Below are 9,151 nucleotides of genomic sequence, written 5' to 3' on the forward strand. Positions count from 1 at the left end.
TGATATTGAAGAAACCGCCCTGCGTACGAACCTAGAAGCCGCCGATGAGGTCGCTCGTCAATTACGTTTACGCGACTTAGGTGGTCTAATTGTTATTGACTTCATTGATATGGAGGACAATAAAAACCAGCGTGCTGTAGAGCAACGTTTACGTGATGCACTGCATGTGGATCGAGCGCGCGTGCAGATGGGTAAGATTTCTCGTTTTGGTTTAATGGAGCTATCACGCCAACGTTTACGCCCTGCGCTCAATGAAGGCTCTCACGTGACCTGCCCACGCTGTACTGGTACTGGTGTTATTCGTGATGCCGAGTCCAGCGCTCTTCATGTCTTACGCTTGCTCCAAGAAGAAGCCATGAAAGAAGGCACAGCGGCTATCCATGCGCAGTTGCCAGTAGATGTCGCTACGTATCTCTTGAATGAAAAACGTAATGACATTACCAAAATCGAGTCTCGCCTCAATGTCAATTTGACCCTTATCCCAAATAAAGGCCTAGAGACCCCACACCATATTATTGAGCGCTTACGCCACGACGACCCTCGTCTAGAAGACTTGCGCTCTAGCTATCAACAAGTCAAAGTGGAAGAGGAAACCACGTTAACCCCTCATCGCACCCACGAAATCAAAACACGCCCCGAGGCCATTGTGAAAGGCATTACTCCTGCACAACCCGCCCCCGGCTCCAATGGAGACAAAGCGCCAACCGTTAGCTTTTTCTCCCGTCTAGGGGCGTGGTTTAAATCCCTTGTTGCTACCCCAGCGGCCAACGAGGACAAGGCCCCAGAAAACCAACCTGTAGCCCCTCAAAAGCGGTCTGCTCGCCAAAAACAGGACCGTCGCACACCTAACGAGCGCCAAAATCGCAACAAAAAAGAGCGACGCCCAGATCCTACAGACCCCAAAGCTGCCGTCGTAGAAACAGCACGCAACGCGCGTGTACGACGCCAACAAGCAAAAGGGACGCCGGCTACCGCAGTAACAGCCACGAGCTCTGCCGTTGCTCCAACAACAGACAATGACTCAACTCAAGAGCAACCAAATCGTCGCCGCCGCCGTAGTCCACGTAATCGTCGTCGTGAAACAACGACTCACGAGGATATAGCGCAACAGCAGCAACAGCAACAGCAGGAAGACTCTGTCACAATCGACCCAGCTGCTACAGCTGAGCCAAAAGCCGATGCTAGCATAGCGCCACCGGTTAGCGACACAAAAGATCAGGCCGTAGCTGAGCAAGTAACCAATACTGATCAGCCCATCAGCTCTGCTGATGATGAGCAGCCTAATGAGCGACGTCGTAGCCGCCGACGTCGTAATCGTCGTAGCCGTCGCCCCAATGAAGCGGAACAAATCAGCACTGTCACCGTGGAGGATGAAGAAGGCGACTTAGACAGCCCTAAAATCATTACCCACGAAACGCCACGCTTTGATGCCAGTGTGTTGGAACAAGAAACCAGCGCAGCTGAGCCAATCTCAACGAGCACAGAGCCTGAGCATACGACGGAAAAAGCATCTAGCGCTGAGCAGGCTAGTCCAGCAGCAACAGATCCTACCCCTGACCTGTCTGTGACTGAAGCCCAGGAGCCCACGTCTAGCCCTTCTATCGATGTGAGCGAACCTCCTGTTGCTGAGCCCATAAAACCCGCCACAGAGGTGATAGAAGAACATTTCTTACCCTCCGTGGATCAACTTCAAGCTCATTTAGCTCAAGCTGGTTTGGAGCTAGTACAAACTAGTGCCGCCCCTGCGGAGCAAACCACGCCCGAGCCCGAGCAAACCGCTGGACGTGCTGCGCGCTCACGCTGGGCAGAGCCCATCAACCACGAGCCACTCGTACAGGTTGAAACAGGTGAAAACCCAGAACCAGAGGAAACAGCCTTCAACATTACCGAGGTCGAGACCGTATCAGTATCACCTGCTCTCCCCTCACAGGCTGTTTTTAATCCGGATCTACTGCAACCTATGCTAGAGCAAGCCGGCCTAGAATTAGTGCAGACGCGCGCAGGCGCCACAGCAGACCTAAGCACTGCAATCGAAAGCATCCCCCTAGGCCGTCCACGCAAAGCGAGCCCGCAGGTGGAAAATGAAGTCTTAGAACAGATTGAAACGAAGCTGTAATCCATTTAGTTGCCCTCTTTTTACAGAGGGCAGCGTTTTCGTATTACTCTTTTTTCAATCGCTTATTTTTAGCGGTATATAAATACAAAAAAGGACTGCTTCGTTTAATACGAACGCAGTCCTTTTTATTAATGAGGTCGTGATCTGAGTCTAATATAAGCCGTTCGTCCTCACTGGTAGCTTTAGCGCGGCTGCACAGCCTCTGCCGGCTGGCGCATTAAAATCGCCATCAAAGCAGCCAACTCTTGGCGCATCTCACGGCGATCCACCACCATATCAATGGCGCCTTTTTCGAGCAGAAACTCCGCTCGTTGGAAGCCTTCTGGTAATTTTTCTCGTACTGTTTGCTCAATCACACGTGGCCCAGCAAAACCAATCAGCGCATTGGGCTCAGCAATGACCACATCGCCCATAAACGCAAAGCTTGCTGACACACCACCCATTGTGGGATCAGTTAATACACTAATAAATGGTAAACCTGCCTCGGCTAACTGGACCAACATGGCATTGGTTTTTGCCATTTGCATCAGAGAAAACAAGCTTTCCTGCATGCGCGCACCACCCGAGGCCGCCACACAAATAAATGCCGAACGTGTGCGAATCGCTTCTTGTACTCCTCGTACAAAACGCTCTCCCACTACAGAACCCATGGAACCACCCATGAACTCAAACTCAAAGCAAGCTACCACGGCTGGCATCGATAAAATCGTACCTGCCATGACCACCATCGCCTCGGTTTCGCCCGTATCTTTTACAGCTTGCGCTACCCGGTCTGGGTATTTTTTTGTATCACGGAACTTAAGTGGGTCCAGCGGACGAATCGCCGCACCAATTTCAACACGATGATCAGCGTCTAATAACGCATCAATACGCGCACGGGCTTTAAGACGCAAATGGTGATTACACTTAGGACAAACATTTAACGTATTTTGTAAGTCCTCTTTATATAGCACCGACTCACATGACGGGCATTTAACCCATAACCCTTCAGGCACACGTTTGCTCGCACCATGATTGCGGTTAATTCGAGGAGGCAATAATTTTTGGATCCAGCTCATTGGGTAATCCTGTTTATCTGATCTAAATCAGGTTAGACCGTAAAGAATTAGGTGCTGATCATAAGCACCTAATTATGATTAAAAATAAAACTAATCCGTTAGGGCTTGGTGTACCGTAGCCAACCAGTCCGCCGCTGCTTGAATAGCACCCGGAATATCACCGTCGTGCTCATTCACATGATTTTCCATGGTTTCGATCAGCTTGCTACCTATCACCACGGCATCCGCATGCTGCCCGACCTGCTTTGCGCTTTGGGCATCACGAATACCAAAACCAACCCCTACGGGAATTGTGACATATTGACGAATACGCTGTAGTTGCTTTGTGACGTCCTCGACATCTAATGAGGACGAGCCGGTCACACCTTTTAAGGACACATAATAAACATAACCACGAGCGATGTCAGCAATACGTTGGATACGTTGATCTGTAGACGTAGGTGCTAACAAAAAGATAGGGTCGATATGATGAGAGGATAAATCCTGTGCAAATGACTCGCACTCCTCAGGCGGGTAATCTACGGTTAAAACCCCATCTACCCCTGCTTGGGCCGCAGCTTGCACAAACTCCTGTTGCCCCATGGCTTCGATTGGGTTCGCATATCCCATCAACACCACCGGCGTCGTGCTATCGTCTTCACGAAAGCTTTTAACGATATCTAAAACCGTTCTCAACGAGACGCCACGAGCAACGGCACGCTCTGCCGCCCGCTGGATCACTGGACCATCTGCCATCGGATCAGAAAAGGGCACCCCAAGCTCGATCACATCGGCTCCGGCTTGAACTAAAGCATGCATCAAAGGCACGGTCGCCTCAACAGCCGGGTCACCAGTCGTAATATAAGGAATTAAAGCCGCACGCCCGTTTAGGCGCTCAAACACAGCCTTTAAGCGTGGATTGGATTGATTTGACATAAAAACACCCATAAATTAAAGGCTAATACCACTATACTCGGCTACAGTATGCATATCTTTATCGCCACGCCCTGACAGGTTCACCAAAATCACCTTATCTTTTGGCAAGGAAGGAGCCATCTTAACGGCTTGTGCAATCGCATGTGACGACTCTAATGCAGGCATGATTCCTTCGATACGACAACAATCGTGGAATGCTTGTAGTGCTTCATCATCGTTAATGATTTCATATTGCGCACGATGTGAATCTTTTAACCAAGCATGTTCGGGACCAACACCGGGGTAATCCAACCCAGCAGATATGGAATGCGTGGCCTGAACCTGACCGGCCTCGTCCTGTAATACATATGTACGGTTACCGTGTAGCACCCCTACCTGCCCCGCATTCAAAGAAGCAGAGTGTTTTAAAGTGGTCAGCCCTTCGCCGCCTGCTTCGACCCCGATCAGCTTGACATCCGCTTGATCTAAGTAAGGGTAGAAAATGCCCATAGCATTTGAGCCGCCCCCAACGGCTGCCACAATATAGTCAGGCTGCCGACCGATTTCAGCCGGCATTTGCTCTAAACACTCGTTACCAATAACGGACTGAAAATCTCGCACCATGGCTGGATAAGGGTGGGGGCCCGCCACGGTACCAATAATGTAAAACGTGTTTTCAATATTCGTCACCCAGTCACGCATGGCTTCATTCAGCGCATCTTTAAGGGTACGCGAACCCGAGGAAACCGGTATGACTTCGGCCCCTAACAGTTTCATACGATAGACATTCGAGGCTTGTCTTTTCACGTCCTCACTGCCCATATAAACCACACACTGCATACCATAGCGAGCGGCAACCGTTGCTGTGGCAACACCATGCTGACCAGCACCGGTTTCAGCAATAATACGGGGTTTGCCCATACGTTTCGCTAATAAGATCTGCCCGATGCAATTATTGACCTTGTGCGCCCCCGTATGGTTTAAGTCTTCGCGTTTAAACCAAATCTGCGCGCCCCCGAGTTTTTCCGACCATCGCTTTGCATGATAGATAGGAGATGGGCGACCTACAAAATGCTTTAGCTCATAATGAAACTCTTGAAGAAAATCCGGATCATTACGATATTTGTCGTAAGCAGCCCGTAATTCGTCCAAGGCATGAACAAGGGTTTCCGCTACAAAAGATCCACCAAACGGCCCAAAATGGCCTTGTTGATCGGGGTAGTTATAGGTTGTCAAGGCTATTACTCTCTGTATGTAATCATGTCACGACGATCGTGTAAAAAAAGCATTTTACCAGTTTCAGGGCAAAGCACGAGTGGGGCGAATTAGAATTAGCACCTATCAACAACGTTGCGCTTGCACACCGGGGATTTCCTGAAGAGCGCTAATGGTACGTTGGATTTGATCACCGTGCTGCACCTCGATGGTGAAAACGATTTGGGTTAAAGAACGCCGACTTTGGGTATTCACTCCCACTACATTAACACGTAATCGTGCAAAAACTTCGGAGATATCGCGCAACAGGTTAGGTCGCTCTGAAGCGATGATTAACAAATCAATAGGATATAACGCTTCGCCCGTATCTCCCCAATCCACCTCAATCGCGCGTTCAGGTTGAGCAGCGATTAGCCCAGCATAGGATTTGCAATCACTACGATGAATAGAGACCCCACGCCCTTTAGTAATATAGCCACTAATACCATCCGGTGGAGCAGGACGACAACAACGCGCTAGTTGTGTCATTAGTGAGTCTACACCTACCACCAGCACACCACTACGACCCGTGCGCGTAACGCTACTCCGGTTAGCATCAAACACCTTTGTTTGGGGCTCAGTCTCGGTGGCAACAGGAGCTTTAAAGCTGTTTTCGATTTGGCGCAAGCTAAATTCATCTTTAGCTACTGCGATATACAAATCATCGGCTCGAGCAAAACCCAATTTCTGTGCAAGCTGCTCCAGGTTGACCGCAGTTCGACCAATGCGCTGCAGCTCTTTTTCTACCATAGTTTGGCCTTGGCTAATCCGCTGCTGTAGCTCAACCGCATTAAACCAGGCTCGCACCTTGGCGCGGGAGCGCGGGCTTGCTAAAAAGCCAAGCTGAGGATTTAACCAATCACGCGACGGCCCACCTGATTTTGTCGTAATGATCTCAACGGTTTGCCCTGTTTTTAGTTTAGTCAGTAGTGGCACCATTTGTCCGTCAACTTTGGCGCCTCGGCATCGATGCCCTAAATCAGTATGCAAATAATAAGCAAAGTCGACCGGCGTCGCTCCATAAGGTAGCTCAATCACCCGTGCTTGCGGTGTTAAAACATAAATATGCTCTGGTGTGGTCTCTGGATGATCTGCTTGCGCCTGGGATTCCTCATGGTCCCAAGCCAGTAACTGACGCATCCATGCTATTTTTTGTTCCTCTTCGGAGACTTTGGTTTGCCCGCCCCTAGCCCCTGATTCTTTATAATGCCAATGTGCCGCCATACCAAACTCAGCATAGTGATGCATTTCCTCGGTACGAATTTGAATCTCAAAGGTGCGCCCTTGGTCATCCGCCACTACAGTGTGCAATGAACGATAGCCATTGGGTTTTGGGCGAGAAATATAATCATCAAACTCGTTGGCTACTGGTGTCCACATTGCATGAATCAACGCCAAGGTGCTATAGCAGCTGCGCTCATCTTTGACAATAACGCGTAGAGCTCGAATATCATACAACTGATCAAAACGCAGATTTTTATTGCGCATTTTGTTATAAATGCTATAGATGTGTTTAGGCCTGCCATTGACCTGGGCATCTACTCCGATTTCACTTAAGGCTTGTGTTAAACGCTCTACGATATGCGCAATAAAAGCCTCACGCTCCGCACGCTTTTCCTCTAGCTGTTTCGCAATTTTTTTATAAGTATCCGGCTGCAAAAAACGAAAAGCCAGATCTTCCATTTCCCACTTTAGCTGCCAAATTCCAAGCCGATTCGCCAGCGGCGTATATAGCTCCATGGTTTCTTTGGCATAGTCATATGGACACACCGTTTTACTGTGCACAAACCAACGCAACGACTGCAATCGCGAAGCTAGCCGGACCAGAACAATGCGCAAATCAACAGCCATCGCTAAAAGCATTTTGCGCTTCATTTCTTTTTGATCTGTGCCCGTAGCGGCTTGATCATGGGCCTTAGCTGCAAGCGCCCCAATATGATAGAGAGCTCGCGCTCCCCCCACCATGGTGGCTACCTGATCACCAAACTCTTTTTTTAGCTCCTCGTGCTTAACCTGATCTTTTTGATCCAATACAGCCAATAAAGCACAAATTCGCGTTGAAGCATCCGCATTCAGATTTTGCAATATTTCTAAGACAGCTGCAGAATGCGAATCCAAAGGCTCTCCTGCTGGGGTGGTTAACCCATGGATCAGCGGCTCTACATGTCGCACTGCCAAAGCTAATTTTTCTTGTTGAGAACGTGGCAGATCCGCGCTCATACGCGCCAGCCAGTCCGCTGTAAACGGGCTTTGCGTCGTCATTGCTGATTGAGGTTGAGCAGGAATAAAACTAGACATAACAGCGCTATAGAAAAAGAAATCGGTACAACAGTTATACTACCTAGCAGATGATTACCAAAGCACATATCAATATGCTGGATACTACTGTAAACTTACTTATTGTATGGCATTCTCGCACTACTGCCAGCCAACAACTGGCCTTTTCTGCGCATCAGGGTGCGAAAAAGGTCTTAGAACAATTACAAAGCCATACTCGCATTGGTGTAAATTGTATTCCGGCTGAGCAAGCCACAGCACCTCAGCTGCTCGCTGCCGATGCTTTTTTGTTCTGTGCTCCAGAAAACCTAGCTAGTCTTAGCGGAGAAATGAAAGCGTTTTTTGATCAGCATTATTATGCGCTTTTAAATCAGATCAATGGCCGGCCATATGGCATGATTATTAGCGCTGGTACAGATGGGCAAGGTGCCGCCAAGCAAGTCCAACGTATTTGCACAGGTTGGCGACTCCAGCTTGTACAACCACCGCTTATTGTATTGACCGGTGCGGATACCGCTGAGAGCATTTGGGCGCCTAAACAACTCTCACCAGAACAGCTACATCAAGCTGAGGAGCTAGGAGGCGTGCTAGCAGCCCAACTAACCTTGGCACTGGACTAGGCGATTATTCCGATTCAACATGCTCAGGCAGATGAAAGACCTGACGCAAATAAGCCAAGTACGCTGGATCATCACACATGGTTTTTCCTGGTGTGTCGGAGACCTTAGCTACCGGTTGCCCATTACAACGCACCATCTTCATCACCACTTGTAAAGGCTCGTAGCCCAAGTCATTGGTAAGATTCGTACCAATGCCAAAAGATACCTTGCAGCGACCCGCAAAATGCTTTGCCAGCTCTATCGCTTTAGGGATCGTCAAACCATCGGAAAAAATTAACGTTTTTGTACGGGGGTCGACGCGATTTTGCTGGTAATGGGCTAAGAGACGTTCCCCCCAAACAAAGGGGTCTCCCGAGTCATGTCTTGCTCCATCAAATAACTTGCAAAAATACATATCAAAATCGGCTAAAAATGCATCTAAGCCATAGACATCAGATAAAGCAATGCCCAAATCCCCTCGGTATTCTTTAGCCCACGTCTCAAACGCAAAAACTTGGGAGTCGCGTAAGCGAGGCCCCAGCGCTTGGCAGGCTTGTAAATATTCATGTGCCATCGTCCCTAAAGGCAGCACCTCGTGTTGTTTTGCTAACCAGACGTTACTTGTGCCCGCAAAATGATTGCCCATTTGCTCTTTCATGGTAACAACCACTTCGTTATGCCATTTTTTGGAGAAACGACGGCGTGTACCATATTCTGCTACTTTAAAGTCCGTTAGTTCGGGGTCTTCAGTAACCCAACGCATTTTCTCTTGAAGACGGCGACGCCCTTCTGCCCAGTCCGGCTCGGGCTGGGTGTTACGAAAATAGACCTCGTTAATAATGGCAAGAACAGGGATTTCAAATAAAATAGTATGTAACCAAGGGCCTTCGACCTCGATTGCAAGCTCGCCGGGCTTATCGCCATACTCAATAGAGATACAGCGCTCCGGTAAA

At 49.0% G+C, this 9,151-nt stretch carries 7 protein-coding genes; 2 read left to right on the forward strand and 5 right to left on the reverse strand.

From position 1 onward, the window contains the following. Positions 1-2,116: ribonuclease E/G (locus Q1V74_RS05155; RefSeq protein WP_300647358.1), on the forward strand; the 2,116-nt coding region annotated here is incomplete at its 5' end. 182 nt (positions 2,117-2,298) lie between these two features. Here the strand turns inward: Q1V74_RS05155 and accD are convergent. The 4 genes from accD to Q1V74_RS05175 all read right to left on the reverse strand — a co-directional run bounded on the left by accD (position 2,299) and on the right by Q1V74_RS05175 (position 7,620). Further along, positions 2,299-3,174: an acetyl-CoA carboxylase, carboxyltransferase subunit beta gene (accD, locus tag Q1V74_RS05160; protein ID WP_300647359.1), complete on the reverse strand. Its 876-nt coding sequence runs from the start codon at positions 3,172-3,174 to the stop codon at positions 2,299-2,301. A 90-nt stretch (positions 3,175-3,264) separates the two neighbouring features. Next, positions 3,265-4,089, reverse strand: a complete 825-nt coding sequence (gene trpA / locus Q1V74_RS05165; RefSeq protein ID WP_260649834.1) for a tryptophan synthase subunit alpha — start codon at positions 4,087-4,089, stop codon at positions 3,265-3,267. 15 nt (positions 4,090-4,104) lie between these two features. Beyond that, the gene (trpB, locus tag Q1V74_RS05170; protein ID WP_260649835.1) at positions 4,105-5,304 is read right to left on the reverse strand and encodes a tryptophan synthase subunit beta; all 1,200 of its coding nucleotides are present in this window, start codon (positions 5,302-5,304) and stop codon (positions 4,105-4,107) included. 105 nt (positions 5,305-5,409) lie between these two features. After that, positions 5,410-7,620 (reverse strand): bifunctional (p)ppGpp synthetase/guanosine-3',5'-bis(diphosphate) 3'-pyrophosphohydrolase, encoded by a 2,211-nt coding sequence (locus Q1V74_RS05175; RefSeq protein ID WP_300647360.1) that lies wholly within the window; start codon positions 7,618-7,620, stop codon positions 5,410-5,412. Between the two features lie 50 nt (positions 7,621-7,670). Here Q1V74_RS05175 and Q1V74_RS05180 point away from each other — a divergent pair, with 50 nt between their 5' ends. Beyond that, positions 7,671-8,219, forward strand: coding sequence for an NAD(P)H-dependent oxidoreductase (locus tag Q1V74_RS05180; protein ID WP_300647361.1), 549 nt, complete (start codon positions 7,671-7,673; stop codon positions 8,217-8,219). Between the two features lie 4 nt (positions 8,220-8,223). Here Q1V74_RS05180 and pncB read toward each other — a convergent pair. Then, positions 8,224-9,151: nicotinate phosphoribosyltransferase (pncB, locus tag Q1V74_RS05185; protein WP_300647362.1), on the reverse strand; the 928-nt coding region annotated here is incomplete at its 5' end.

Origin of the sequence: Paenalcaligenes sp. (genome assembly GCF_030152715.1) — a bacterium.
Classification (GTDB): Bacteria; Pseudomonadota; Gammaproteobacteria; order Burkholderiales; family Burkholderiaceae_B; genus Paenalcaligenes; species Paenalcaligenes hermetiae.